The 26238-nt window shown below is 72.9% G+C and carries 19 protein-coding genes and 1 pseudogene; 13 read left to right on the forward strand and 7 right to left on the reverse strand.

The window, feature by feature from the left end; translation table 11 throughout:
• Nucleotides 1–64: 64 nt before the first annotated feature.
• Together AB0C59_RS03440 and AB0C59_RS03445 are read left to right on the forward strand one after the other, a co-directional pair.
• Nucleotides 65–2080, forward strand: coding sequence for an NADPH-dependent 2,4-dienoyl-CoA reductase (locus AB0C59_RS03440; RefSeq protein WP_363000520.1), 2016 nt, complete (start codon nucleotides 65–67; stop codon nucleotides 2078–2080).
• Nucleotides 2081–2288: 208 nt separating this feature from the next.
• The gene (locus AB0C59_RS03445) at nucleotides 2289–2834 is read left to right on the forward strand and encodes a PadR family transcriptional regulator (protein WP_363000522.1); all 546 of its coding nucleotides are present in this window, start codon (nucleotides 2289–2291) and stop codon (nucleotides 2832–2834) included.
• A 48-nt stretch (nucleotides 2835–2882) separates the two neighbouring features.
• Here the strand turns inward: AB0C59_RS03445 and AB0C59_RS03450 are convergent, their stop codons facing one another.
• From AB0C59_RS03450 to AB0C59_RS03470, 5 genes are all read right to left on the reverse strand, one after another.
• Nucleotides 2883–3299 (reverse strand): PTS fructose transporter subunit IIA, encoded by a 417-nt coding sequence (locus AB0C59_RS03450; protein WP_363000524.1) that lies wholly within the window; start codon nucleotides 3297–3299, stop codon nucleotides 2883–2885.
• Complete coding sequence (dhaL, locus tag AB0C59_RS03455; protein ID WP_363000526.1) at nucleotides 3292–3891, reverse strand: dihydroxyacetone kinase subunit DhaL; 600 nt, start codon at nucleotides 3889–3891, stop codon at nucleotides 3292–3294. The genes AB0C59_RS03450 and dhaL overlap by 8 nt, the downstream gene beginning before the upstream one ends.
• Before the next feature lie 50 nt (nucleotides 3892–3941).
• Complete coding sequence (dhaK, locus tag AB0C59_RS03460; protein ID WP_363000528.1) at nucleotides 3942–4934, reverse strand: dihydroxyacetone kinase subunit DhaK; 993 nt, start codon at nucleotides 4932–4934, stop codon at nucleotides 3942–3944.
• A gap of 84 nt (nucleotides 4935–5018) precedes the next feature.
• Nucleotides 5019–6608, reverse strand: a complete 1590-nt coding sequence (locus AB0C59_RS03465; protein ID WP_363000530.1) for a LuxR C-terminal-related transcriptional regulator — start codon at nucleotides 6606–6608, stop codon at nucleotides 5019–5021.
• The gene (locus AB0C59_RS03470) at nucleotides 6605–7156 is read right to left on the reverse strand and encodes an ATP-binding protein (RefSeq protein WP_363000532.1); all 552 of its coding nucleotides are present in this window, start codon (nucleotides 7154–7156) and stop codon (nucleotides 6605–6607) included. Before AB0C59_RS03470 ends, AB0C59_RS03465 begins: the two co-directional genes overlap by 4 nt.
• 148 nt (nucleotides 7157–7304) lie before the next feature.
• Here AB0C59_RS03470 and AB0C59_RS03475 point away from each other — a divergent pair, with 148 nt between their 5' ends.
• The 6 genes from AB0C59_RS03475 to AB0C59_RS03500 all read left to right on the forward strand — a co-directional run bounded on the left by AB0C59_RS03475 (nucleotide 7305) and on the right by AB0C59_RS03500 (nucleotide 15853).
• Complete coding sequence (locus tag AB0C59_RS03475) at nucleotides 7305–7982, forward strand: alpha/beta fold hydrolase (protein ID WP_363000629.1); 678 nt, start codon at nucleotides 7305–7307, stop codon at nucleotides 7980–7982.
• A gap of 131 nt (nucleotides 7983–8113) precedes the next feature.
• On the forward strand, nucleotides 8114–10510 hold the full coding sequence (locus tag AB0C59_RS03480) for a LuxR C-terminal-related transcriptional regulator (RefSeq protein WP_363000534.1): 2397 nt from the start codon (nucleotides 8114–8116) through the stop codon (nucleotides 10508–10510).
• Between the two features lie 403 nt (nucleotides 10511–10913).
• Nucleotides 10914–12293: an NAD(P)/FAD-dependent oxidoreductase gene (locus tag AB0C59_RS03485; RefSeq protein ID WP_363000536.1), complete on the forward strand. Its 1380-nt coding sequence runs from the start codon at nucleotides 10914–10916 to the stop codon at nucleotides 12291–12293.
• A gap of 59 nt (nucleotides 12294–12352) precedes the next feature.
• Nucleotides 12353–12736 carry a ferredoxin gene (locus AB0C59_RS03490; RefSeq protein ID WP_363000538.1) on the forward strand — a complete coding sequence of 128 codons (384 nt, stop codon included), beginning with the start codon at nucleotides 12353–12355 and terminating at the stop codon, nucleotides 12734–12736.
• A gap of 135 nt (nucleotides 12737–12871) precedes the next feature.
• The gene (locus AB0C59_RS03495) at nucleotides 12872–14050 is read left to right on the forward strand and encodes an acyl-CoA dehydrogenase family protein (protein ID WP_363000540.1); all 1179 of its coding nucleotides are present in this window, start codon (nucleotides 12872–12874) and stop codon (nucleotides 14048–14050) included.
• A gap of 390 nt (nucleotides 14051–14440) precedes the next feature.
• On the forward strand, nucleotides 14441–15853 hold the full coding sequence (locus AB0C59_RS03500; RefSeq protein WP_363000542.1) for a DEAD/DEAH box helicase: 1413 nt from the start codon (nucleotides 14441–14443) through the stop codon (nucleotides 15851–15853).
• A gap of 679 nt (nucleotides 15854–16532) precedes the next feature.
• Here AB0C59_RS03500 and AB0C59_RS03505 read toward each other — a convergent pair.
• Nucleotides 16533–17728 (reverse strand): annotated as a pseudogene (locus AB0C59_RS03505) (IS110 family transposase).
• Nucleotides 17729–17964: 236 nt separating this feature from the next.
• On the opposite strand from AB0C59_RS03505, the gene AB0C59_RS03510 reads away from it, so the two are divergent.
• Nucleotides 17965–18726, forward strand: coding sequence for a glucose 1-dehydrogenase (locus AB0C59_RS03510; RefSeq protein WP_363000544.1), 762 nt, complete (start codon nucleotides 17965–17967; stop codon nucleotides 18724–18726).
• Between the two features lie 112 nt (nucleotides 18727–18838).
• On the opposite strand, the gene AB0C59_RS03515 is transcribed toward AB0C59_RS03510, so the two are convergent.
• Nucleotides 18839–20734 (reverse strand): N-acetylmuramoyl-L-alanine amidase, encoded by a 1896-nt coding sequence (locus AB0C59_RS03515; protein WP_363000546.1) that lies wholly within the window; start codon nucleotides 20732–20734, stop codon nucleotides 18839–18841.
• A gap of 247 nt (nucleotides 20735–20981) precedes the next feature.
• Between AB0C59_RS03515 and AB0C59_RS03520 the strand changes: the two genes are divergently transcribed.
• From AB0C59_RS03520 to AB0C59_RS03535, 4 genes are all read left to right on the forward strand, one after another.
• A complete protein-coding gene (locus AB0C59_RS03520; RefSeq protein ID WP_363000548.1) occupies nucleotides 20982–21830 on the forward strand; it encodes an oxygenase MpaB family protein in 849 nt (282 codons plus the stop codon).
• Between the two features lie 23 nt (nucleotides 21831–21853).
• Nucleotides 21854–23410 carry an NAD(P)/FAD-dependent oxidoreductase gene (locus AB0C59_RS03525; RefSeq protein ID WP_363000550.1) on the forward strand — a complete coding sequence of 519 codons (1557 nt, stop codon included), beginning with the start codon at nucleotides 21854–21856 and terminating at the stop codon, nucleotides 23408–23410.
• Between the two features lie 125 nt (nucleotides 23411–23535).
• Nucleotides 23536–24642: a nitronate monooxygenase family protein gene (locus AB0C59_RS03530; RefSeq protein ID WP_363000552.1), complete on the forward strand. Its 1107-nt coding sequence runs from the start codon at nucleotides 23536–23538 to the stop codon at nucleotides 24640–24642.
• On the forward strand, nucleotides 24639–26189 hold the full coding sequence (locus AB0C59_RS03535; protein WP_363000554.1) for an acyl-CoA synthetase: 1551 nt from the start codon (nucleotides 24639–24641) through the stop codon (nucleotides 26187–26189). Before AB0C59_RS03530 ends, AB0C59_RS03535 begins: the two co-directional genes overlap by 4 nt.
• Nucleotides 26190–26238 lie beyond the last annotated feature (49 nt).

Consider the following 26238-nt stretch of genomic DNA (forward strand, 5'->3'; position numbering starts at 1 on the left):
TGCACTTCGGTCGCGCCGTCGTCTACAACGGACCGGACGACACCGTGTACGGAGGGCCCCCACCATGACCCGCTACCCGCATCTGCTGAGCCCGCTCGACCTGGGCTTCACCACGCTGCCCAACCGCGTGCTGATGGGATCGATGCACGTCGGCCTGGAAGAGGCCGAGCGCGGCTTCGAGCGCATGGCCGCGTTCTACGCCGCCCGGGCGCGCGGGGGTGTGGGCCTGATCGTCACCGGCGGCATCGCGCCGAACGACGCCGGACGCCCCTACGAGGGCGGCGCGAAGCTCACCACCGACGAGGAGGCCGCGCAGCACACGGTCATCACCGAGGCGGTGCACCGCGAGGGCGGCAAGATAGCCCTGCAGATCCTCCACTTCGGCCGGTACGCCTACCACCAGGACCTGGTCGCGCCCAGCGCCCTCCAGGCCCCGATCAGCCCGTTCGTCCCGCACGCCCTCACCGAGGCCGAGATCGAGCAGACGATCGAGGACTACGCGCGCGCCGCCCGTCTCGCCCGGCAGGCCGGATACGACGGTGTCGAGATCATGGGCTCCGAGGGCTACCTCATCAACGAGTTCATCGCGCAGCAGACCAACCGGCGCGAGGACCGCTGGGGCGGCTCGTACGAGAACCGCATGCGCTTCCCCGTCGAGATCGTGCGCCGGGTCCGCGAGGCGGTCGGCGAGGACTTCATCATCATCTACCGGCTGTCCATGCTGGACCTCGTCCCCGGCGGCTCGTCCCTGGACGAGGTCATCACGCTCGCCAAGGCGGTGGAGGCCGCCGGAGCCACCCTCATCAACACCGGCATCGGCTGGCACGAGGCCCGCATCCCGACCATCGCCACCTCCGTGCCGCGCGGCGCGTACACCTGGGTGACCAAGAAGGTCATGGGCGCCGTCTCGGTCCCGCTCGTGACGACCAACCGGATCAACACCCCCGAGCTGGCGGAGGAGTTGCTGGCCGACGGCTGCGCCGACATGGTGTCCCTGGCCCGCCCGATGCTCGCCGACCCCGACTTCGTGGCCAAGGCGGCCGACGACCGCGCCGACGCCATCAACACCTGCATCGGCTGCAACCAGGCCTGCCTGGACCACACCTTCAGCGGCAAGATCACCTCCTGCCTGGTCAACCCCCGCGCCTGCCACGAGACCGAGCTGGTCCTCTCCCCGACCCGGCTGCGCAAGAAGGTCGCCGTGGTCGGCGCCGGACCCGCCGGGCTCGCCTGCGCCGTCTCCGCCGCCGAACGCGGCCACGAGGTCACCCTCTACGACGCCGCGGCCGAGATCGGCGGACAGCTCAACGTCGCCCGCAAGGTCCCGGGCAAGCAGGAGTTCGACGAGACCCTGCGCTACTTCCGCACCCAGCTGGCACAGCACGGCGTGGACGTCCGACTGAACACCCGCGTCGCCGCCGGCGACCTCGCCGACCACGACGAGGTCGTCGTCGCCACCGGTGTCGCCCCGCGCGTCCCCGAGATCCCGGGAATCGACCACCCGAGCGTCGTCGGCTACCTCGACGTGCTGCGCGACGGCGCCCCCGTCGGCGAGCGCGTCGCCGTCCTCGGCGCGGGCGGCATCGGCTTCGACGTCGCCGAGTTCCTCACCGACCCGGGCGACAAGGCGAGCGAGGACCCGGCCACGTACTTCCGCAGCTGGGGCGTCGACATGGACTACCGGGCCCCCGGCGGCCTCACCGCCCCCGCGCGCCCCGCCCCGCCCCGCCAGGTCCACCTGCTCCAGCGCAAGACCAGCAAGGTCGGCGCGGGCCTCGGCAAGACCACCGGCTGGATCCACCGCACCGAACTGAAGCACCGCGGCGTCACCATGGTGCCGGGAGTGACCTACGATCGGATCGACGACGCCGGGCTGCACATCAGCGTGGACGGGGTGAGCCGGCTCCTGGAGGTCGACACGGTCGTCCTGTGCACCGGTCAGGAGCCCACCCGGGGCCTGTACGAGGACCTGCTGGCCGCCGGCCGGACACCGCACCTGATCGGCGGCGCCGACGTGGCGGCGGAACTGGACGCCAAGCGGGCCATCAAGCAGGGCACGGAACTCGCCGCGGCGCTCTAGCAGGTACCGGGCGACGTTCGCCCCGTGGAGGGTGCCCGGCACGTTCCCCCCGGCTCTTCGAGCGGGGGACCCCACCAGGCACCGCTCCTCGACGGGCGGGACGTGCCTGCCGCGGCGCTGGTACCGCACCGGGCGATGTCCGCTCCGCCACGCGGACATCGCCCGCCGCGGCACCGGCAGCGCCCGGCGCTCTTCCTAGGATGGGGCCATGTCACTCCCGCACGCGATCCTGACCGCCCTGCTGGAGAAGCCGTCGTCCGGACTCGAACTGACCCGCCGGTTCGACCGGTCGATCGGCTACTTCTGGTCGGCGACCCACCAGCAGATCTACCGCGAGCTGGGACGGCTGGAGAGCGACGGCCTCATCCGGGCCCTGCCCACCGAGCAACCGTCCCGCGGGCAGAAGAAGGCCTACGAGGTCCTGCCCGCGGGACGGGCCGAACTCGCCCGCTGGACCGCCGCTCCGCAGGACCCCAAACCCGCGCGCGACGTGCTGCTGCTGCGGCTGCGCGCGGCGGCGGTGGTCGGCACCGAGGGCATCGAGGCGGACCTGCGCCGCCACCTGCAGCTGCACCAGCGGCAGTTGGCCGAGTACCAGGCGATCGAGGCACGCGACTTCACGCCCGGCGACGGCACGGCGCAGGGCCGCATCCAGCACCTGGTGCTGCGGGCGGGCATCGACCTGGAGACCTTCTGGATCCACTGGCTCACGCACGCCCTGGAGGAACTCGGCAAGCCGCTGCCCGGGCCGTAGCGGACGCCGACGGGCCGGGAGCATCCGCGGACCACCCGCGCGGCGGCCTCAGTCCTTGCGGTACGTGTACGCCTCCTTGGCCGCCGTCTCCACCGCCGAGAGGTCCGCGCCGGTCGACGCCGTGACCACCGCGGCGACCGCCCCCTCCAGGAACGGGGCGTCGACCAGCCGGGTGCCGGCCGGAAGCTCGTCCCCCTCCGCGAGCAGGGCCTTCACCGTCAGCACGGCGCTGCCCAGGTCCACGAGCACGGCGACCCCCGCACCCCGGTCGGCCGCCAGGGCGGCGGAGGCGACCAGCCCCGCACTCGTCCCGAGCCCGCCCTCGTCCGTGCCGCCCGCCGGGATGACGGGCACCCGCGCGGCGCCCCCCGCCAGCCCCCTGGCCAGCGCGGCGACCGCCCCGGCGACCTCGGCGCTGTGCGAGACGAGCACGATGCCGACGAACCCCTCGGTCTTCTCACTCACCAGCCGCCTCCTCCAGCGCGGCGACCAGCAGGGCGGAGGACGTCGCCCCCGGATCCTGGTGCCCGACACTGCGCTCGCCGAGATAGCTCGCCCGCCCCTTGCGGGCCTGCAGGGGCGTCGTCGCCCGCGCCCCCTCCTCGGCCGCGGCGCTCGCCGCCGCGAACGACGTGCCGAGCGCGTCCACCGCCGGGACCAGCGCGTCGACCATGGTCTTGTCGCCGGGCGCGGCACCCCCGAGCGCCATCACCGCCTCCACGCCGGCCCGCAGCGCCTGCGCCAGACTCTCCCGGTCGACCTCGGCGTCCTCCCCGAGCGCCTTGCCGGTACGGCGCAGCAGCGTCCCGTACAGCGGGCCCGAGGCCCCGCCGACCGTCGAGATCAGCTGCCGCCCGGCGAGCTGGAGGACCGCGCCGGGGGTGTCCGGCGCCTCCTTGTCCAGCGCCGCCGCCACCGCCCTGAAGCCGCGCCGCAGATTGCTGCCGTGGTCGGCGTCCCCGATCGGTGAGTCGAGCGCGGTCAGCCGCTCTGCCTCACGGTCGACGGACGCGGTCGCCGCCGTCATCCAGCGGCGGAAGAAGTCGGCGTCTAGCACAGGATCTCCTTGCGTGGTACGGATGCCGTGGTTCGCATGGTGCTCTCCTCTCACCTGCCCCAGCGCAGCGCCGGTGTACTCACCGGGGCGTCCCACAGCCTGAGCAGTTCCTCGTCCACCTGGCACAGGGTGACCGAGGCTCCCGCCATGTCGAGGGAGGTGACGTAGTTGCCGACCAGCGTCCGGGCCACGGCGACCCCGCGCTCCACCAGCACCCGCTGGACCTCGGCGTTGTAGCCGTACAGCTCCAGCAGGGGAGTCGCGCCCATCCCGTTGACCAGGACCAGCACCGGGTCGCGCGGCCGGAGGTCGTCCAGCACCGCGTCCACGGAGAACTCCGCGATCTCCCGCGCGGTCATCATCGGCCGCCGCTCACGTCCCGGCTCGCCGTGGATCCCGACACCCAACTCCAGCTCACCGGGCGGGAGATCGAAGGTCGGTGAGCCCTTGGCCGGCGTGGCGCAGGCGCTCAGCGCGACGCCGAAACTGCGGGAGTTCCCGTTCACCTGACGTGCGACGGCCTCCACCCGCTCCAACGGCATGCCCGCGTCCGCCGCGGCCCCCGCGATCTTCTCCACGAACAGCGTGGCGCCGGTGCCGCGCCGTCCCGCCGTGTACAGACTGTCGGTCACCGCGACATCGTCGTCGACCAGCACCTTCGCGACCTGGATGCCCTCGTCCTCGGCCAGTTCGGCCGCCATGTCGAAGTTCAGCACGTCGCCCGTGTAGTTCTTGACGACGAACAGCACCCCGGCGCCGCTGTCCACGGCGGCCGCCGCGCGCACCATCTGGTCGGGCACGGGGGACGTGAACACCTCACCGGGGCAGGCCGCCGACAGCATGCCGGGTCCCACGAAGCCGCCGTGCAGCGGCTCATGCCCGGAGCCGCCGCCGGAGACGAGCGCGACCTTCCCGGCGACGGGGGCGTCCCGGCGTACGATCACCCGGTTCTCCACGTCGACGGCGAGGTCGGGATGTGCCGCCGCCAGACCCCGCAGCGCGTCCGCGACCACCGACTCCGGCACGTTGATCAACATCTTCATGGTGTCTCCTCGCGAGCGTGGACGTCCACCGGCAGTATCGGCCCTGCGGCGTCGAAGGTCACCTACGCCCGCGCGGATCCGCCGCTACTCGCCCCGCACGCTCCAGGCCGCGATCTGGGAGCGCGAGGTGAAACCGAGCTTGGACAGGATCCGCTCGACGTGGCCTTCGGCCGTCCTGGCGGAGATCACCAGTTCAGCGGCTATGTCCCTGTTGGTCAGTCCCTTCGCGACCAACCGCGCGACCTGCGTCTCGCGGCGGCTCAGCGGCGTCGCCGGCGCCACCTGCCGCTCCGGGAGCGGGGGCGAGGTGCCCTCCTCCAGCGCGTAGGCCACCGCCTGGTCGGGAGTGAGCCGCTCACCGGCGCGAAAGGCGGTCAGGAACCGGTCCTCGCCCAACTCCTCGCGCAGCGACACCTGGCACCGCTCGTGGCCGGCCTGCAGGAAGTCGAAGCCCGACCGGGTGGCTCCCGCGAGTTCCCATGTCGCCTCGGCCGCGCCGAGCAGCGTCGCGCCCCGCTCGGCCTGGCCCTCCCGCTCGGCGCACCACGCCAGGACCTCGAGGCAGTGGGAGACCCACGGGTCGTGGAACAGCGGCCAGTCCCTCAGCGCCGAGCGGATCAGCGCGAGCGACGCGCGCAGCCGGGTGCGGGCGCGGTCCGGCCGGTTCCCCAGGTGGTGGGCCAGCCCCGTGATCCACAGGCCACGGCTCCTGGACCACGGGGCCTGATGGGACTCGCCCAGGTCCAGGCACCGTTCGGCATGGGCGTGACCCGCGGGGTCGCCCAGGCTGAAGCAGGCCAGGGCGAGCATGAAGGAGGTGACCGCGGCCAGGCCGAGATCACCCGCGGCCTCGTGACGGGACAGGGCCGTCTCCAGTCGGGGGACCGCGGCCGAGCAGTCTCCCGCCATCAGGGCGACGAGTCCCGCGAGTGTCTCGCTTCTGCGTTCCAGGTGGGAGTCGCTCTCCAGGTCCGCGACCACGGTGCGGTACTCCTCCCAGCACCGGGCGGCCGCCCGGGAGCGGCCCTGCACGACGGCGAGCCACGCATGGGTGAAGAGGGCGTGGGCCCGCTCGGGACTCGGGCCGGAGTCCAGCGCCAGCAGCCGGTCGAGCCAGCGCCGCCCCTCCGCGACGGAGCCGGGGCCGGACCAGTTGAACCACAGGGCCGCCGCCAGCCGCAGCCCCGCCCTCGCCTGGCCGGGCTCGGTCGCGCAGTACTCCAGGGCCGCCCGCAGGTTCGACTGCTCCCGGCGCAGCCGGGCGAACCAGCGCATCTGGTCCGGACCGAACCACTCGGCCGCGAGCCGCCGGGCCAGTTGCTGGCACCAGTCGCGGTGCCGTTCGCGCAGGGCGGCCTCCTCGCCCGAGGCCGCCAGCCGCTGCCGCCCGTACTCGCGGAGCGTCTGCAGCAGGACGATCTCGTCCGGGTCGCTGAGGGAGGCGAGTTCCGCGACCAGCACGCCGTCCGGGAAGGAGCGCCGGACCTTTCCGGCGACCTGGAGCGCCAGCCAGGTCTTGCCGATGCCGCCGGGCCCGGCCAGGGTCACCAGCCGGCTGTCGGCGAGTGCCTGTCTGACCTGGCCGACCTCCCGGCGCCGCCCGACGAAGCTGGTCATCTCGTCCGGCGGGGGTGCCGGGGCGCGCACGGCGCCGTCCTCGTGGTCCAAGGTCACGACCCGTGGAACCCGCCGACCCCGGCCGGCACGTCCTCGCGAGCCACGGGCACGGTGGCCCAGCGTGTCGTTCCGTGCGGGTGACCGGCGGTGCCGCGAGCGGCGGCCAGGGCCTCGACGATGGCCAGGCCGCGCCCGTGCTCCCCGGGAGCGCGCGAGGAGGCCCAGGATTCCCGCCGGGTCGCGGGTCCGCCGTCGGTGACTCCCACGCGCACCCGCAGACCCGCGCACTCGCGGGACAGGCGCAGGACGAGGGGCGGCCGTGCGTGCTCCAGGGCGTTCGTCACCAGCTCCGACGCCACCAGAAGCACGGAATCGGCGTCGTCCCCGGCTATGTGCCAGTCGCCGAGCGCGGAGCGCACCAGGCGACGAGCGTGCGCGGCCGCCTCCGCCCGGTGGGCGAGCCGGCTGGACCGTGTGTCGGTGCCGGGCGGAGCGGTGGCGGCACCGGCGAGGCGGGCGGCGCCGGGGGGCGTGCCGCGACGGGGGCGGCCGAGGGTGAGCGTCGGCGTCAGGATCGCGGGGGAGGGCTCTTGCGTGGTCTTCATCGTCCTCACCGGGAGGTGAACGGCGCTGTGCGGTAGAACACCCCCCACTCTGCGGCGCGCCCCCGCGTCGCCGGGAGGGGAGGACCACGCGGACCACTACCTGTCGGCCACCTACCTGCCGCCGGGGTGCCCCAACACCTACGGCCCGATCCTCGACGGCCTCGCCGCCCGCCACAAGGTCGTCGGCGTCGACTACCCGGGCAGCGGGAAGACCCCGCGCTCCAGCACCCCGCTGTCGCTGGACGACCTGGCCGACCAGCTCGTCGCCGCCGCCGTCGCCGAGGGCCTGGAGACCTTCGCGGTGTCCGGGTACTCCCTGGGCGGCCCGGTCGCCGTGCGTGCCGCCGCCCGCCACCCCGAGCGCGTCACCGCCCTGGTGCTGACCGCCACCTTCGCCCACGGCGACAACCGGCTCGCGCTGTCCGTCCCGCTCTGGCGCAGGCTGGCCCTGACGGACCCCGAGCTGCTGGCCCACTTCCTGGTCATGATGGCCATGGGCGCCGACGCACTGGAGGCCACCCCGTCCGAGCAGCTGGAGCAGGCCGTGGCCTACACCGCCGCCAACATCGCCGAGGGCACCCCCGAGCACGCCGAACTCGCCTCCCGCATGGATGTCCGCGACGACCTCGCCCACATCCAGGCACCCACCCTGGTCGTCTCCACCACCCAGGACTGGTTCACCTCCACCCGCCTGCACCACGCACTCGCCGACTCCATCCCCGGCGCCCGGCTGGTCGAGATCCCCACCGGCCACCTCCCCATGGTCGAGCGCCCCGAGGAGTGGCAGAAGCTCATCACCGACTTCACCGGAGCGCACAGCGCCTGAGCGCCGAGCCGGTGGGGGACCCCGTCGTCGAGGCGTTCCCCACCGGCGGGCCGGCGACGCCACGAGCACGCGCCCCAAGCTACTTTTCGGTAGGTTCTGGGGCGTACGAGGGTGGATTAGTCTTCGAAAGTATGACCACCACCGCTCGGCCCAGCGTCCTGGAGAGCGCCGAGACCCTTCCGGTCGACGTCACCAGTTTCGTCGGGCGGCGCCAGCAGCTGACCGACACGAAGCGGCTGCTGGCGACGTCGAGGATCGTGACGCTCACCGGGCCCGGCGGGGTGGGAAAGACGCGTCTGGCCGCGCATGTGGCCGCGGGCGTGCGGCGCGACTTCCGGGACGGCGTGCGCTTCGTCGAGCTGGCCGAACTGCATGACGCCTCGCTTCTCACGCACACGGTGGCGCAGCAGCTCGGCCTGCACGACCAGCCCTCGCGCACGACGATCGACGTCATCATCGAGCATCTCGGATCCCGCGAGCTGCTCCTCACGCTCGACAACTGCGAGCATCTCGTCGGCGACTGTGCCGTGTTCGTCGACGCTCTCGTGCGCGCCTGTCCGCGGGTGCGGATCCTCGCGACGAGCCGGCAGTCGCTCGGCGTCTACGGCGAGACCACCCTGGTGGTACCTCCCCTGCCGGTACCCGCCCCCGACGACGCGCTGTCGCCGGACGCGCTCACCCAGCACGACGCGGTGCGGCTGTTCGTCGACCGGGCCGGCGCCGTCCTGCCCGGCTTCGAACTGCGCGGGCAGAACGGCCCGGCCGTCGCCCGGCTGTGCCGTGCGCTCGACGGGATTCCGCTGGCCATCGAACTGGCCGCCGTATGGCTGCGCGCACTCTCGCTCGGCCAGATAGAGGAGCGCCTGGCCGAACGCTTCAGCCTGCTCAACGTCAGCCCGCGGAGCGCTCCGCCACGGCAGCGCACCCTGCAGGCGCTGATCGACTGGAGCCATGACCTGTGCTCGCCGTCCGAACGGCGGCTGTGGGCGCGGGCGTCGGTGTTCTCCGGCAGCTTCGACCTGGCCGGCATCGAGTACGTGGGCGCGTTCGACGGGATGTCACGCGAGGAGATACCGGGCCTCGTCCTGTCCCTGGCCGACAAGTCCATCCTGATCCGTGACGAGCACGACGGCCATGTGCGCCATCGGATGTTGGAGACCGTTCGGGAGTACGGCCTCGCGCGGCTCGTCGCGGCCGAGGAGGACGCCACCGCCCGCCGCCGCCATCACGACTGGTACGCGCGGATGGTGGAGCGGTTCCAGGCGGACTGGATGGGGCCGGGCCAGGAGGACTGGATCCTGCGGCTGCGACGGGAGCACGCGAACCTGCGCGAGGCGTTCGCCTTCAGCCTCGCCCAGCGTGACGACGGCGTCGCCGCCCTGCGCCTGGCGGACCGGCTGGGAACCTACCTGGGAGTCCAGGGCTTCAACAGCGTGACCCGCCAGTGGCTCGACCAGGCGCTGGCGGCGAGTCCCGGTCCCTCACCGGAACGCGCGTCCGCGCTGCGCCGATGCGGTTGGGTCGCACTGCTGCAGGGCGATCTCGACGGAGCGCGCGAGCGACTCGACGAGGCCGCGGAGCTGGCCGGCCGGCTCGGCCTCGCGACCGAGAGCGCGTACGTGACCCTGGTGGAAGGCATGCGGGCCGCGTCCCTGGACGACATGGAGCAGGCCGCCGCGCTCACCGGCGAGGCCATGGCGGGATTGCGGGCGGGGCACGACGTGAGCGGCGTGATTCTCGCGACGTCCGTCCACGGACTCATCCTCGGACACGGCGGAGAGCGCGAGCGGGGCCTGGACCTCCTGCAGGAGTCACTGGCCGTCACCGCGCGGCGGGGAGAGGCGATCTGGCGCTCCTGGGCGCTGCTGGCCCTCTCCTTCCTCGAGTTCGACCACGACCTGGCGCACGCGGAGGCGGCGGTCCGGGAGTCCCTGAACCTGCGCCGCCGGGTGAGCGCGAAGTTCCTGATGGCGTTCGCGTTCGAGATACTCGCCTGGACGAGCGTCCGGCAGGAACGCCATGTCCGGGCGGCCACGCTGTTCGGTGCCGCCACCGCCATGTGGCAGGCGGTCGGCACCTCACCGGACTTCTTCCGCCTGGTGGGCGCCGCCCATCAGCGGCACAGCGCCACGGTGCGCGCGGCACTGGGCGATCAGCGCCACGACGCGGCGTTCCGGCGCGGCCGCGCCCTGCCCGAACAGGCGGCGATCGACTACGCGCTCGACGCGGCGAGCCCGGCCGACGGCCAGACGCGGTCGAGCGACGAGGAGTCGCCGCTGACGCCCAGGGAGAGCGAGATCGCCGAGCTGGTCTGCGAGGGCCTGACCAACCGCGAGATCGCGGCCCGCCTGGTCATCGCCCCTCGCACGGCCGAGGGGCATGTGCAACGCATCCTCGCCAAGCTCGGATTCACCTCACGCGCACAGGTGGCCGCCTGGTACGTCAACCGACTCCTGATCCGCGAGCGCCGGACACCGGCCGACGCCGACGGCGACGCACGCCGCGCGGGACAGCGGGACACGGGATAGACGTATGCGGTCGGACGGTCGGACGGTCGGACTGACCGGCGGACCGACAGACGGGCGGACGGACTGGCGGACTGGCGGGCGGACGCGGCGGTGTGGACGTGCGCGGCGGAGCGCGGACGTGCGCCGGACCGACGGACGGACGTGGCGGTGCGGATGTGCGCGCAGCGGGGCGCGGACGTGCGCCGCGGGCGGGAACGTGCGCGGCTCGGCGCGGGGCGGAGCAGGACGGCGCGGACCGTGTCCCCGGCGGCGTCCCCGGCGGACGTCGGCGCCGCGGCCGGAGCCGCCGCCCCCGGGGCCCGGGAGACGCCGGCGGACGCCGCGCCGCGGGTCTGCGGATGCGGGCCCGGGCGGTGTTACCTAGCGTGGCAGGCGTGGGAGTCTGCGTCTGGAGGGACCAGCCATGGCCGTGCCCCGGATCCTGGTCGTCGGCGGCGGTTTCGCCGGGATGGAGACCGCGCGCAAGCTGGAGCGGACCCTCAGGCCGGGTGAGGCCTCACTCAGGCTCGTCGCCCCCTACGACCACCAGCTCTACCTGCCGCTGTTGCCGCACGTGGCCGCCGGGATCCTGACCCCGCAGTCGGTCGCCGTGCCGCTGCGCCGGCTGCTGCGGCGCACGGTCATCGTGCCGGGCGCGGCCGTCGGCGTGGACCCCGCGGCCAAGGCGGTGGTGATCCGCAAGATCAACGGTGACACGATCGTCGAGCACTACGACTACCTCGTGCTCACCCCGGGCAGCGTGACCAGGCAGTTCGACATCCCGGGCGTGGACCGGCACGCCGTGGGCATGAAGACGCTCGCGGAGGCGGCGTGGGTGCGCGACCACGTCATCTCCCAGCTCGACCTGGCCGCGGCGTGCGACGACCGCGCCGAACGCGAGATGCGCCTGCAGTTCGTGGTGGTGGGCGGCGGCTACGCCGGCACGGAGACCGCCGCCTACCTGCACGACCTGACCGCCGCCGCGGTGCGACGCTACCCGGGGCTGGACCCGACGCTCATCAAGTGGCATCTCGTCGACATCGCCCCCAAGCTGATGCCCGAACTCGGCGACCGCCTCGGCGCCAAGGCCCTCAGGCTCCTCAGGGGCCGCGGGGTGGAGATCTCCCTCGGTGTCTCGGTGGCCGAGGCCACGCGGTACACCGTCACCCTCACCGACGGCCGTGAACTGCCCTGCCACACCCTGATCTGGACCGCGGGGGTCGCGGCGAGCCCGCTGGTCGCCACCCTGGAGGCGCGGACCGACCACGGCCGGCTGGTCGTCCGCCCCGACCTCACGGTGCCGGGACTCGACGGAGTCCTCGGCCTCGGCGACGCCGCCGCGGTGCCCGACCTGGCCAAGGGCGGCGACGCGGTCTGCCCGCCCACCGCCCAGCACGCCATGCGGCAGGGCTGGACCGCCGCGAAGAACATCACGGCGGCCCTGCGCGGCGAGCCGCTCAGCGCCTACCACCACCGCGACCTCGGACTGGTCGTCGACCTCGGCTCCGCGCAGGCCGTGTCCCGCCCCCTCGGCGTCGACCTCACCGGCCTGCCCGCCCAGATCGTCGCCCGCGGCTACCACCTCGCGGCGCTGCGCACGGTCCCGGCCCGCGTCCGCACCCTGACGAACTGGGCCCTGAACACGCTGGCGGGCTACGACTTCATCAGGACGGGCCTCCAGTCGGGCCGCCCGGCCACGCTCAAGGACTTCGAGAAGACCGACGTCTACCTCAGCCCCGACGCGATCGCCGCACATGTGGAGGAGCATCCGGCGGCGGTCGGGGGAGCGCGCGCGAAGGGCTGAGCGCCGAGGGCGGCGCCCCGGCCGTGTTTGGCCCGCCGGGCACCGGCTACCCGCACTGCGTGACGACGACCTCCCCGCACGACGTCTACCGCTTCCTGGAGGACCGCTTCGCCTGCGCGCAGAGCTGCACCGAGTGCGCCCGGACCTGCGCCCTGCGGGCGGGCCTCGCGGAACCGGACGAGGGCCCTGGGGCCGAGGAACTCCCCCGACGCAGCGCGATCATGTGCGCGGAGGTCTGCGACGCCACCCGCCGTGTGCTGGCGCAGGGCGGCGAGCAGGGCGGATGGGACGAGGCCGCGATCCGCGGCCAGGTGGAGTGGTGCCGCGCCGTCTGCCTCGAAGGCGCGCACCTCCTGGACACGGACCCCGACGGGGCCCAGGCCGCGCACGCCTGCCGCGTCTGCGCCCGGGCCTGCGCGGACTTCCTCGGCACCCTGAGCTGACCCGCGCTCCCTGCCGGGCGCCGTCCCGCGAATCCGTATGCCGCCATTCCCAATTTCTGAAACACGTTCTACGGTGTGCGCCGTCGGCGGCGACCCGAGCCGCCGCGACCGCTCTTCGGGAGCCTGGGAGGCGCCGTGCATCTCGACTACACGCCGGAGCAGCAGCGGCTGCGCACCGAACTGCGCGGCTACTTCGCCCGGCTCGTGCCGGACCACGCGTACGCGCGGCACACCGATCACGTGGAGCAGAAGCGCTTCTACCGGGAGACCATCCGCGCCTTGGGCGCCGACGGCTGGCTGGGCGTGGGATGGCCCACGGAGTACGGGGGACGCGGGCTGAGCCCCGTGGAGCAGTTCGTCTTCTTCGACGAGGCCGCCCAGGCGGGTGTGCCCCTGCCCCTGATGGCCCTCAACACCGTCGGCCCGACCATCATGCGGTTCGGGACCGATGCGCAGAAGGAGTACTTCCTGCCGAGGATCCTCTCGGGCGAGATCGACTTCGCGATCGGCTACAGCGAACCGGACGCGGGCACCGACCTCGCCTCCCTCAGGACGCGGGCGGTGCGCGAGGGCGACGAGTACGTCGTCAACGGCCAGAAGATCTGGACCACCAACGGCGACACCGCCGACTGGGTCTGGCTCGCCGTGCGCACCGACCCGGACGCTCCCGCCCACAAGGGCATCAGCATGCTGCTCGTGCCGACATCCGACCCCGGCTACTCCTGCACCCTGATCCGCACCCTCGCCTCGCACGACACCACGGCCAGCTACTACGAGAACGTCCGCGTCCCCGTCTCCCACCGCGTCGGCGAGGAGAACCAGGGCTGGCGGCTGATCACCAACCAGCTCAACCACGAGCGCGTCACCCTCGCCGCCCACGGCACCATGGCCGTACGCGCTCTGCACGACGTGCAGGAGTGGGCGCGCCGGACTCGGCTGGCCGACGGCCGCCGGGTGATCGATCTGCCCTGGGTACGGCGCCGGCTCGCCCAGGCGCACACCAGACTCGACGCGATGAGACTCCTCAACTGGCAGATGGTGAACGCCGTCCAGGACGGCACGCTCACCCCGCAGGACGCCTCGGCCGTGAAGGTCTACGGCTCCGAGGCCCGGCGCGAGGCGTACGCGTGGCTCATGGAGGTCGTCGCGGCGGCCGGCGCGCTCAAGGAGGGCTCGGCGGGGGCCGTGCTGCACGGCGAACTCGAACGCGGCTACCGTTCCGCCGTGATCTTCACCTTCGGCGGCGGCAACAACGAGATCCAGCGCGAGATCATCACCTGGATCGGCCTGGGAATGCCACGCGTCCGCAGGTGAGCGGCCGTGTGAGGAGGCCTTTCCGTCGGCATGGCGGGGGGATGGGCTTGGCCTGTTGGCGTCCTGGCCCCGCTGACCTGCTCATTCCGCAGGGCCGGCGCAACTGCGCCGTGCGGGGCTGAGGGTCTGGTGCGGATCTTGGCGGGCGGGCGCCGCTTTCGCGGGCAGAGGCCTTGCGGTTCAGCGCGTCGAGACGGTCGGCACAGGCGGCTCCAGTCGTCGTTCCGGCTGAGCGGCGCGGCCATGGGAGGCTCGGGCGAGCGGTGCGCTCCGTGCTAGCGTGGAGCGTTTGCAGCGTCGCTGTGTCGGTGCCCGGTGCGGGGTCCCTGGCCGGCGGCCGCGTCTCCGCCGCGCCTTCCTCGGTACGGTCCCTTTGAAGGAAGGCTCTCTGTGAGCGAATCAGCACGTGTCGACGCCCAGCAGCAGGACGAGAAGTCGGGCGCCACCGCGGCTCTGCCCCCGGCGGCGTCCTTTGCGGAGCTGGGGCTGCCGCCCGAGATCCTGCGGGTGCTCGCCGAGCACGGTGTGACGGTGCCCTTCCCCATCCAGGCGGCGGCCCTGCCCAACGCGCTCGCGGGACGGGACGTCCTGGGCCGGGGCCGCACCGGTTCCGGCAAGACGCTCGCCTTCGGCCTGGGGATGCTCGCCCGGACGGCCGGGCGGCGCGCACAGCCCAAGGAGCCGCTGGCGCTCGTTCTGGTACCCACCAGGGAGCTGGCGCAGCAGGTCGGTGAGGTACTCACCCCGTACGCCGAGGCGCTGCGGCTGCGGCTCACGACCGTGGTGGGCGGAGTGTCCCTCGGACGGCAGGCCGCCGAGCTGCGGGACGGCGCCGAGATCGTCGTCGCCACGCCCGGCCGGCTGCACGACCTCGTCGACCGCAAGGGCTGCCGGCTGGGACGGGTGCGCATCACGGTCCTGGACGAGGCCGACCAGATGTGTGACATGGGGTTCCTGCCGCAGGTCACCGAGATCCTGGACCAGGTGCGGCCCGACGGGCAGCGCATGCTGTTCTCCGCCACCCTCGACCGCGACGTCGACCAGCTGGTGCGGGACCGCTTGCGCGACCCCGCTGTCCACTCCGTGGACCCCTCGTCCAGCGCGGTCTCCACGATCGAGCACCACGTCTTCGTCGTGCACGGTCCCGACCGGTACGCCGTGACCACGGAGATCGCCGCACGGGACGGCCGCGTCCTGCTGTTCCTGGACACCAAGCACGGCGTCGACCAGCTGACGCGGCATCTGCGGGCCAGCGGTGTGGCGGCCGCCGCCCTGCACAGCGGCAAGGCCCAGCCGCAGCGCACCCGGACCCTGGCCCAGTTCAAGAACGGGCAGGTCACCGCCCTGGTGGCGACGAACGTCGCCGCACGCGGCCTGCACATCGACGACCTCGACCTCGTGGTCAACGTCGACCCGGCCAACGACCCCAAGGACTATCTGCACCGCGCGGGCCGCACCGCCCGGGCCGGCCGCTCCGGCACCGTCGTGACCCTCGTCCTCTCGGGACAGCGCCGCGAGACGAGCCAGGTCATGGCCGACGCCGACGTCATCCCCAAGGTCGCCAAAGTCCGGTCCGGAGAGGCGGAGCTGAGCCGCATCACCGGCGCCAAGGCCCCCTCCGGACAGCCTCTCGACCGCGGGGCGGCCGCACCGCGCCCCAAGAACCACAACCTCCCGTTCCGCGGCCTGGGCAGCACCAAGGACGCGAGGAGCGCCTCTGGTGGCAGGCCGTCCCGTAAGGGCAGCGAGGCCCGCAAGCTCGCGGAGGCCCGCGAGGCGGCCCGGGTACGGCGCGGCGGCTGAGCTCGGCTTCCCCTCCGGCCCCGCATGACCGCCTCGTCGCGCAGGGCGGCCGCGGTCCGTGTCAGCAGCCGGGCCGCTAAAAGTCGATCGCGGTGAGCCGGAGGGCGTCCTTGTTCTCGAAGCGGAGTACACGGACCCCTCCGTCGTCCCGTGATCTCGGCCACCTCCGCCATCGTCACCGACGGGTAGCCATGGGCGGCGAAGGCCTCCGCGGCGGCTGTGAGGATGCGCTCCTTCGTCGGAACCGCCCGTTCCCGCTGGGGCTTTCGGATATCCGTTTGGAAGGAAACCTGGGCGACGTTATTTTCGCAGCCGGCGGCGGGTCGGGGGCGGTAGGGGGTTCCCTCGGCAACTCATGGGGGGAAAGCGGTATATGGGCGACCACTGCTTCGCTTCGCTCCGGGCCGACGTCGAGGCGGGCGTGGGCCGAGGCGGACGGGGGGCGGGAGGGTCGGTGGCCGCCTGGAGCGTACATCCGGGAAGCGGGCCGACCCACGGGCAGACCGTCCAACTCCTCGTTCGCCTTGGCCACGGCCGCGGTCGTGTTCCTGGCGAGCGCGCTGCTCGGTGCCTGGGCGGCACCGGCCGGCAAGCCCGGCAGGGCCGGGAACCCCTCACTGGACGAGCCCGCGTGACGGGCCGCCATCATCCCCCTGGGAAAGGCTTCCCAATGCTGATGTCAAGCCGCTGCCATGACAGGCGGTATGGCTTGGTAGCACGCTCCGTCGCGGATCATGGCCCACAGGACATTGACGCGGCGGCGCGCGAGCGCCAGCAACGCCTGCTTGTGGCCCTTCCCCTCGGTGCGTTTGCGTTGGTAGTACGCCTTGGAGGCTGGGCAGCTCTTGAGGCTGGAGAGTGCGGAGAGGTACATCGCGTTGAGCAGACCGCGGTGGAAGCGGTGTGGCCGGCGCAGATTGCCGCTGACGCGTCCGGAGTCGCGTGGGGCCGGGGCGAGGCCGGCGTATCCGGCGAGCCGGTCGGCGCTGCCGAAGGCGTCCATGTCGCCGCCGGTAGCAGCGATGAAGACGGCGCCCATCTGCTTGCCCATGCCGGGCAGGCTGAGGATCACCTCGGCGTGCGGGTGCTCGCGAAACCGGGCCTCGATCAGAGCATCGATCTCAACGATTTCCTCATCGAGGGCCATCACCCCCTTCGCGAGCCGGACCACCATCGCGGCGGCCAGCTCCTCGCCGGGCAGGGCCGTGTGCTGGGCTTCAGCGGCCTCCGTCGCTGTCCTAGCGAGGTCGCGGCGCTGCGGACCTTGCGGTTGCGCAGCCACGTCTCGATGCGTTTCCGGCCACTACGGCGGATCGCCGCCGGAGTCTGGTAGCCCGTCAGCAGGACGACGGGACCCTTGTTCGTCAGCTCCAGTTCGCGCTCCAACGCTGGGAATATCTCCAGCAGTTGAGCCCTCAAGCGGTTGATCTGGCGCGTGCGGTCGCACATCAGGTCGGTGCGGCGGGCGGTCAGGGTGCGCAAGTCCACTGCGATCTCGTCGCCGGGCCGCAGCTGGCCCAGGTCGCGGCGCATGCGGGCCTGGTCGGCGATGACGAAGGCGTCCTTGGCGTCCGTCTTGCCTTCGCCGCGATAGGAGGCCGAAGCGCGGTGCACGGTCAGCCCGGTGATGTAGACCATCGACTGGTCGTGGCTGAGCAGCAACCCGATCAGCAGGGCGGCTCCGCCGTGGTTGAGGTCGACCGCCCACAGCACGTCCATGTCGAGGGCCAGGACGTCCCCGATCAGTTTGAGCAGGGTCGCCTCGTCGTTCAAGACCCGGCGGGACAGCAGGCGTTCGCCGTCCGGGTTAATCACCACGCAGTGATGATGTTCCTTGCCGATGTCCACTCCGGCCCATATATGGGGCACGGTCACCTCCGCCAGCTCGTCGCGTGTTCACAGCCCAGCAGACGACCTCGCCGACGTTGCCCTACACAGCGATCGAGTCGCATCTCCCAATTGGCGGTCGAGTCGTCGCGGGGCTCCGGGCGGCCAAGCCTTTCCAGCCATCAGGCGGCGACCACCCATGCAGCCATACCCAGAGCCCCTGGGTCCCGCTGATCTTACGAATGACCAGTTCGAACCCACGACCAAGAAAGTAGGGCACACCCATGACCGACCGCTTCATCGACCGGATCGTCCTCGTGACCGGCGGTGGCTCCAACATCGGCCGGGAGAGCGCACTGCGCTTCGCCCGCGAGGGCGCCACCGTGGTCGTCGCGGGCCGACGCGTCGAGCCGCTCACCGAGACCGTCAAGGAGATCGAGGCCGCGGGCGGCCGCGGCGACTTCGTCCAGGCGGACGTCACCCGCTCGGCGGATTTCTCCCGGCTGGTGGAGACCGTGGTCGAGCGCCACGGCGGGCTGCACGTGGCCTTCAACAACGCCGGCACCGTCGGCCGCCCGGCCCCGACCGCCGAACTGGAGGACGAGGTCTGGGCCGACGTCTTCGCCGTCAACACCACCGGCATCTGGCTCGCCATGAAGTACGAGATCGCCCACATGCGGGCCCAGGGCGGCGGGGCCATCGTCAACTGCGCCTCGAACATCGGCTTCCACGGACGGCGGCCCGGCATGTCCGCGTACGCGGCGTCCAAGGCGGCCGTCAGCGTGCTCACCCGCAACGCCGCCCGCGAGTACATCGCCGACGGCGTCCGGATCAACGCGATCAGCCCGGGCGCCACGGACACCCCGCTGTCCTACCGCTCCGGCGAGGACCAGGAGGCCCGTGACGCGCGGGTGCGGGGCGCCGTCCCCATCGGCCGGGTGGCCACCACCGAGGAGATCGCGCACGCCGTGCTGTGGCTGGCGTCCGACGAGTCGAGCTACGTCGTCGGTCACGACCTGGTGATCGACGGCGGCACCACCGCCTGACAGGCGGCACGGCAGCGGAGGGGTACGGCCGACGTCCCCCTGGATCGCCCGGCGGGGTGCGGACGCACCCCGCCGGATGCCGTCGCCGGGCGGCCTGCCGAGCCGGTGACGGTCAGTGCACGGCAACGTCAGGGGCGTACACCAGGGCGGTGCGGTGGTTGTACTGGATGGTGTACATCGCCTTCCCGCCGGTGACGACCCGGCCGCTGGAGGGGAAGTAGTCGACGGTGGGGGCGGGCGCGGTGGTGGCGACGTACGCCTGGCCGCCCGGGACCGTGTAGAAGGAGAGCGCGGTCTGGGTGGACGGGGAGAGCCCGGCGGGGTACTCGTTCGCGTCCGGGTAGCTCGATCCGTACACGGCCACCGGTGACGTCCCGGCGGCGCCGAGGATCGTCACGTCGCGGGCCGGGGTGGTGTTGCACCCGTGCGGATTCAGGAACCAGACCTTCGCGCCGCTGAACCAGATGGCCGTCCAGTCGCCGTCGCGGTCCGCGACGACGAACTGCTGACCGGCCGCCGCGGTGCCGCCCCAGTCGTTGACGCGGTCGGTGCCGACCCCGTCCGGATGGACGGCCTGGTCGCCGAAGAGCGGCGCGGTGGCGCTGGGCGCGGTGCGCAGGCGGACGAAGTTCGAGGGCTGGGTCCGCTCGGTGCACTCGGGTGTGGCGCCGGTGGGGTCGTCGGCCGGGCAGATCTGTACCGCCTGCTGGTTGCGGGCGTACCCGGGGGTGATGGTGACCGCCGAGCCGACGGGGCCCACGCCGTGCCGGCCGCCCAGCGGGGCGTGCAGCAGACGCATGTAGCGCTCCCAGTCCCAGGACGGTCCCGGGTCCCAGTGCATGCCGGAGATCAGAGCCGAGTTGGGCCCCGGCACGTTGTCGTGCCCCAGGACGTGCTGCCGGTCCAGCGGGATGTCGAAGCGCTCGGCCAGGTAGCGGACGAGTTCCGCGCTGGTCTCGTACTCGGTCTGGGTGTACCAGGTGCCGCCCGCGGCGGCGTAGCCCTCGTGCTCGACGCCGATCGAGTGCAGGTTGGTCGAGTAGTTGCCCGCCTGGAAGGAGATGTCCTTGGTGGGCACCATCTGCGTGACGGCGCCGTCCGAGGAGCGGATGACGTAGTGCGCCGATCCGCCGCCCGGCTTCTGGAAGCTGTTGAGGGTGGCGTCGTAGGACGACTCGGTGTCGTGGATGACGATGGAGTCGATCCTGATCCCGTTGGCGGGCCGGTCGGAGACCTGGCCGTTCGCCCCGGCCGCCGGCAGGAACGTGCAGCCGAGGGTGGCGGGACACTCGGTGCCGTCCGCCGCGCCGGCCGTCCTCAGGTGCAGCGCGGGCAGTTGCGCGGTGTCAGGACGGACATCCGGGCTGGGCGGAAGGTCGACGCGCTGTCCGTCGCCGGTGGTCTCCCGCGCGCCGTTCTCGATGGTGGCGAACACCCGGTCGGCGAAGGCGCCCGCCGCGCGCTGCTCGGTGGAGCCGCTGTAACGGGCGACGGCGGCGTACCACCGGCCCGGGTCCCGCGGGGTACCCCCGACCGTGCTCCTCGCGTAGGAGGCGAGGAGAGCGGCACCGGCGCCGATGTTGGCGGCGTCGTCCGTACGCAGTCGCTGCGCGGGCAGTCCGGTGAGTGCGGCGGCGGAGTCGAGGGTGTGCAGGGCCGGAGCGGAGGCCTGCGCGGCGAGGTCGCCCTTGCCGGCCGCGCCCGCGCCGTTCGCGGCGAGCATCCCCGCCGTCACGTCCGTCAGATGCATGGGCCCGTAGCCGCCGCTGGTGCTGGGCTCGCCGGCGTGGGCGTCCCAGGCGGACTCGTGGTACGAGACGGCGAGCAGGACGGGCAGCGGGACGCCGTACCGCGCCGCGGCCCGCTCGAAGATGTGCTGACGGCTGTCGGCCGACGTCCCGACTCCCGCCGCGTGGGCGGGCGATGGGACGGCCGCGGCTCCCGCGGCCGTCAGTACGGCTGCCGCCAGGGCGAGTGGCAGCCGTCTGTGAGGCTTGCTCTCATGCACGTGTGAGTACCTGACTTCCTGCACCTGTTCGGAATGGTGTGACAGGCGCCGCGATGGCGGTCGGAGTCCGTGGAGCGCCCCGGAATCGCCCGGTTGGGTACGCGGTGACCTGTACATGAGGTGACGGTGATCAGGTGCGCCGGGTTCCGAGTTCGCGGCATGTGCCTCCGGCAACGTTCCAGAGGGCGCGCGCGGCCCCGCGCTCCGGCGGGTTGAGGACCCCGTCGGCCCGGGCCACACTGGCGGGGTGGACGCGGATCCGGGGCTCTTCGGGCCCTCCTCGGTGACCTGGCAGCTGCACGCCGATCCCATGATGTGGGTCGCCGGGATCAGGGCGCTCTACCTCCAGGCCCTGTACCCGCGTGCCGTGCGCGGTGTCCTGCAGAACTCCGACTTCCGGCGGGACGCCTGGGGCCGGTTGCTGCGCACCGCGAGCTTCGTCGGTACGACGACCTACGGCACCACGGCGGCCGCCGAGCGCGCCGGAGCCCGGGTGCGCGGGATCCACCGGATGCTGTGGGCCGGGGACCCGGACACGGGGGAGCGGTACCGCGTGGACGAACCGGACCTGCTGCTGTGGGTGCACTGCGCCGAGATCGACTCCTATCTGCACGTCGGCCGCCGCTCCGGGTTCCCGCTCCGCGACGCCCTGGCCGACCGGTACATCGGCGAACAGCGGGTCAGCGCCCGGCTGGTGGGCCTCGACCCGGACGCCGTGCCGGGCGATCGGGCGCAGCTGGCGGCCTACTTCGAGCGGGTGCGGCCGCGGCTGGCCGCCGGCCCCGAGGCCCGCGTCGTGGACGACTTCCTGCTCCGGCCTCCCGCGCACCCCTTGCTCGCCCCCGTCCGCGAACTGCTGTGGCGACGGGTGGCACTGCTGGCGTACGCGTCCCTGCCGCCGTCCGCCCACGAGCTGTACGGCAGACCGGCCCCCGACGCCGCCACCGTCACCCGGCGGCTGCGGGCCACGGGCATCCTGCTGCGCCGCGTCCCCGCACGCGTGCGCTGGCAGCTCCCGCCGCGGCACATCCTGCGGGCCATGGCAAGGCTGGGGCCCGCCGCGCGTCCGACCCGGCACGCCCTCTGGTCGCCGTAGATCGTCCCGTGTTACCAAGAACCATGCCTGTACACGAGGGATACGACGCGGTGATCGTCGGTGGCGGCCACAACGGTCTGGTGGCCGCGGCCTATCTGGCCCGGGCCGGGCGGTCCGTACTGGTCCTCGAGCGGCTGGAGCACACCGGGGGAGCGGCGATCTCCACCCGGCCGTTCGCCGGGGTGGACGCCCGGCTGTCCCGGTACTCCTATCTCGTCAGCCTGCTGCCGCGGAAGATCGTGCGCGACCTCGGGCTCGACTTCCGGGTACGGGCGCGCACCGTGTCCTCGTACACGCCCGTCGAGCGGGGCGGACGCCCCACCGGCCTGCTCGTCGGGGGCGGGGAGCGCAGGACGCGTGAGGCGTTCGCGCGCCTCACCGGCTCGGGGGCCGAGTACGAGGCCTGGCAGCGCTTCTACGCCATGACGGGCCGGGTCGCCGAGCGGGTGTTCCCCACGCTCACCGAGCCGCTGCCGACCCAGGACGAACTGCGCCGCCGCGTCGACGACGACCAGGCCTGGCGGGCCCTCTTCCAGGAGCCGATCGGCGTGGCCGTCGAGGAGGCCTTCACCGACGACCTGGTGCGCGGCGTGGTCCTGACCGACGCGCTGATCGGCACCTTCGCGGACGCCCACGACCCCTCGCTGCGGCAGAACCGCTGCTTCCTCTACCACGTCATCGGCGGGGGCACGGGCGCGTGGGACGTCCCGGTGGGCGGCATGGGGGCGCTCACCGACGCGCTGGCCACCGCGGCCCGGTCGGCGGGCGCGGTCATCGCCACGGGCTGCGAGGCGCTCCGTGTCGAGACCGACGGGCGCGCCGCCGAGGTCACCTACCGGGGCGCGGACGGAGAGGGCACCGTCGCGGCCCGACACGTCCTCGTCAACGCCTCGCCGCAGGAACTGGCCCGGCTCACCGGCCAGGCCCCGCCCGCCCCGGCCGAGGGCGCGCAGCTGAAGGTGAACATGCTCCTCACCCGGCTGCCCCGGCTGCGGGACACCGCCGTCGACCCGCGCGAGGCGTTCTCCGGCACCTTCCACGTCGCGGAGGGCTACGGGCAACTCGCGGCCGCCCACGCGCAGGCCGCCGCCGGGGCGCTGCCCGCCGCGCCGCCCTCGGAGATCTACTGCCACTCCCTGACCGATCCGACCATCCTCGGCCCGGACCTCGTCGCCCGCGGACACCAGACCCTGACCCTCTTCGGGCTGCACACGCCGGCCCGGCTCTTCGAGCGCGACAACGACGCGGTGCGGGAGGAGCTGCTGAAGGCGACGCTCGCGCAACTCGACGCACATCTCGCCGAGCCGATCGAGAGCTGCCTGGCCACGGACGCGGACGGCCGCCCCTGCATCGAGGCCAAGAGCCCGCTCGACCTGGAGCGCGACCTGCGGCTGCCCGGCGGGAACATCTTCCACCGGGAACTGGCCTGGCCCCACGCCCAAGAGGGCACCGGCCGCTGGGGCGTGGAGACCGGCGACGCGAACGTCCTGCTGTGCGGCGCGGGCGCGGTGCGCGGCGGCGGGGTGAGCGGGGTCCCCGGACACAACGCGGCCATGGCCGTTCTCGAGGAGGACCGCTGACCACCGGACCGCTGACCACCGGACCGCTGACCACGGGATTGCTGAACACCGTTTCCCGACAGCGAATCTGACGGAGTATCAGAAATAGACTTCCCTCCTCCCGGCCGCTGCGGCATCCTGCGCGCATGCAGACGGAGCTGAGCAAGCGACTGGGCGTCGAACACGCCCTCTTCGGCTTCACACCGTTCCCCGCCGTCGCCGCCGCGATCAGCAGGGCCGGCGGTCTCGGCGTGCTCGGCGCGGTCCGCTACACCAACCCCGACGACCTCGCACGCGACCTCGACTGGCTCGACGCGCACACCGGCGACAGGCCCTACGGGCTGGACGTGGTGATGCCCGCGAAGAAGGTCGAGGGGGTCACCGAGGCGGACGTCGAGGCGATGATCCCGCAGGGGCACCGGCGGTTCGTGCGCGAGACGCTCGCCGCGCACGGGGTGCCCCCGCTCGCCGAGGGGGACGCGGCCGGCTGGCGCATCACCGGCTGGATGGAGCAGGTGGCCCGCTCCCAGCTCGACGTCGCCTTCGACCATCCGGTCAAGCTCCTCGCCAACGCGCTCGGCTCCCCGCCCGCCGACGTCGTCCACCGCGCGCACGAGCACGGCGTCCTGGTCGCCGCCCTCGCGGGCAGTGCGCGGCACGCGCGCAAGCACAGGGACGCGGGCATCGACGTCGTCGTGGCGCAGGGGTACGAGGCCGGCGGCCACACCGGCGAGATCGCCTCCATGGTGCTCACTCCCGAAGTCGTCGAGGCCGTCGCCCCGTTGCCCGTCCTCGCGGCCGGGGGCATCGGCAGCGGGGAGCAGGTGGCCGCGGCGCTCGCGCTGGGCGCGCAGGGCGTCTGGCTCGGCTCGCTGTGGCTGACCGCCGCGGAGGCGAGCCTGCCCTCCTCGGTCGTGCGCAAGCTGATCGGTGCGGGGTCCGGCGACACCGTCCGCTCCCGCGCGCTGACCGGCAAACCGGCGCGGCAGCTGCGCACCGCCTGGACCGACGCCTGGGACCATCCCGGCGGGCCGGGCGCCCTGCCCATGCCCCTCCAGGGCCTGCTCGTCGCCGACGCTCTCACCCGTATCCAGAAGTACGAGGTGGAGCCGCTGCTCGGCACCCCCGTGGGCCAGGTCGTCGGCCGGATGAACGACGAACGCGGTGTGCGCGAGATCGTGGACGACCTCACCCGCGGCTTCGAACGCGCCGTCACCCGCATCAACCGGATCGCCGGAAGGAGCCAGAGGTGAACGAGAACCCGGTCGGATTCTGGGCGCAGGCCGCGGCCGACCCCGAACGCGCCGTCCTCGTCGCGCCCGACGGGCGGGAGTGGAGCGCCGGCAGGCTGCTGTCCGCGGCCAACCGCCTGGTCCACGGACTGCGCGCCGCAGGCCTTCGCCGCGGCGACGCCTTCGCTGTCATCCTGCCCAACGGCGTCGAGTTCCTCACCGCGCATCTGGCCGCCACCCAGGCCGGGTTGTACCTCGTGCCGGTCAACCACCACTTCGTGGGCCCCGAGATCGCCTGGATCGTCGCCGACTCCGGTGCCAAGGTGCTCATCACGCACGAACGGTTCGCCGAGACGGCGCGCGAGGCCGCCGACGAGGCGAAGCTCCCGGACACCCACCGCTACGGGGTCGGCGCCTGCGCGGGCTTCCGCCCCTACGACGAACTCCTCGACGGACAGCCCGAGTCGGCGCCCGAGGAGCGCACGCTGGGCTGGGTCATGAACTACACCTCCGGCACCACGGGCCGGCCGCGCGGCATCCGGCGCCCCCTCCCGGGCAGACTGCCGGAGGAGACGTATCTCGGCGGGTTCCTCGGAATCTTCGGCATCCGGCCCTTCGACGGCAACGTCCACCTGGTGTGCTCGCCGCTCTACCACACCGCCGTGCTCCAGTTCGCCGCCGCGTCCCTGCACATCGGGCACCGGCTGGTGCTGATGGACCGGTGGACCCCCGAGGAGATGCTGCGACTGATCGACACCCACCGGTGCACGCACACGCACATGGTGCCGACCCAGTTCCACCGCCTGCTCGCCCTGCCCGAGGACGTACGGGCGCGCTACGACGTCTCCTGCATGCGGCACGCCATCCACGGCGCCGCGCCCTGCCCGGACCACGTGAAGCGGGCGATGATCGCATGGTGGGGCATGTGCGTGGAGGAGTACTACGCGGCGAGCGAGGGCGGAGGCGCGTTCGCGAGCGCCGAGGACTGGCTGAAGAAGCCCGGCACCGTGGGCAGGGCCTGGCCCATCAGCGAGCTCGCCGTCCTCGACGACGACGGCGAGCCGCTGCCACCCGGCGAACTGGGCACCGTCTACATGAAGATGAGCACCGGCGGCTTCTCGTACCACAAGGACGACGACAAGACCCGGAAGAACCGCGTCGGAGACTTCTTCACCGTCGGCGACCTCGGCCACCTCGACGAGGAGGGCTGGCTCTTCCTGCGCGACCGCAAGATCGACATGATCATCTCCGGTGGGGTCAACATCTACCCGGCGGAGATCGAGGCCGCCCTGCTCTCCCACCCGGCCGTGGCCGACGCCGCCGCCTTCGGGATCCCGCACGACGACTGGGGCGAGGAGGTGAAGGCGGTGGTCGAACCCGCGCCCGGCCACGACCCGGACGCGGCGCTCGCCGCCGCCCTCCTCGACCACTGCGCGCAGCGGCTCGCCGGCTACAAGCGGCCCCGCAGCGTCGACTTCATCGCCTCGATGCCCCGCGACCCGAACGGCAAGCTGTACAAGCGCCGTCTGCGGGACCCGTACTGGGAGGGCCGGACCCGGCAGGTGTGACGCCGGCTTGACCTTTGCCGCAGGACCCGACGAGTATCCCGCCAGGGCA

This window comes from Streptomyces sp. NPDC048664, assembly GCF_040650555.1.
Taxonomy (GTDB): Bacteria; Actinomycetota; Actinomycetes; order Streptomycetales; family Streptomycetaceae; genus Streptomyces.

What these genes read in the sequence shown, in the direction of transcription:
- AB0C59_RS03440 (WP_363000520.1), top strand. Translation starts at nt 65, where the DNA reads ATGACCCGCTACCCGCATCTGCTGAGCCCGCTCGACCTGGGCTTCACC.
- AB0C59_RS03445 (WP_363000522.1), top strand. Translation starts at nt 2,289, where the DNA reads ATGTCACTCCCGCACGCGATCCTGACCGCCCTGCTGGAGAAGCCGTCG.
- dhaK (WP_363000528.1), bottom strand. Translation starts at nt 4,934, where the DNA reads ATGAAGATGTTGATCAACGTGCCGGAGTCGGTGGTCGCGGACGCGCTG.
- AB0C59_RS03470 (WP_363000532.1), bottom strand. Translation starts at nt 7,156, where the DNA reads ATGAAGACCACGCAAGAGCCCTCCCCCGCGATCCTGACGCCGACGCTC.
- AB0C59_RS03480 (WP_363000534.1), top strand. Translation starts at nt 8,114, where the DNA reads ATGACCACCACCGCTCGGCCCAGCGTCCTGGAGAGCGCCGAGACCCTT.
- AB0C59_RS03485 (WP_363000536.1), top strand. Translation starts at nt 10,914, where the DNA reads ATGGCCGTGCCCCGGATCCTGGTCGTCGGCGGCGGTTTCGCCGGGATG.
- AB0C59_RS03510 (WP_363000544.1), top strand. Translation starts at nt 17,965, where the DNA reads ATGACCGACCGCTTCATCGACCGGATCGTCCTCGTGACCGGCGGTGGC.
- AB0C59_RS03525 (WP_363000550.1), top strand. Translation starts at nt 21,854, where the DNA reads ATGCCTGTACACGAGGGATACGACGCGGTGATCGTCGGTGGCGGCCAC.
- AB0C59_RS03530 (WP_363000552.1), top strand. Translation starts at nt 23,536, where the DNA reads ATGCAGACGGAGCTGAGCAAGCGACTGGGCGTCGAACACGCCCTCTTC.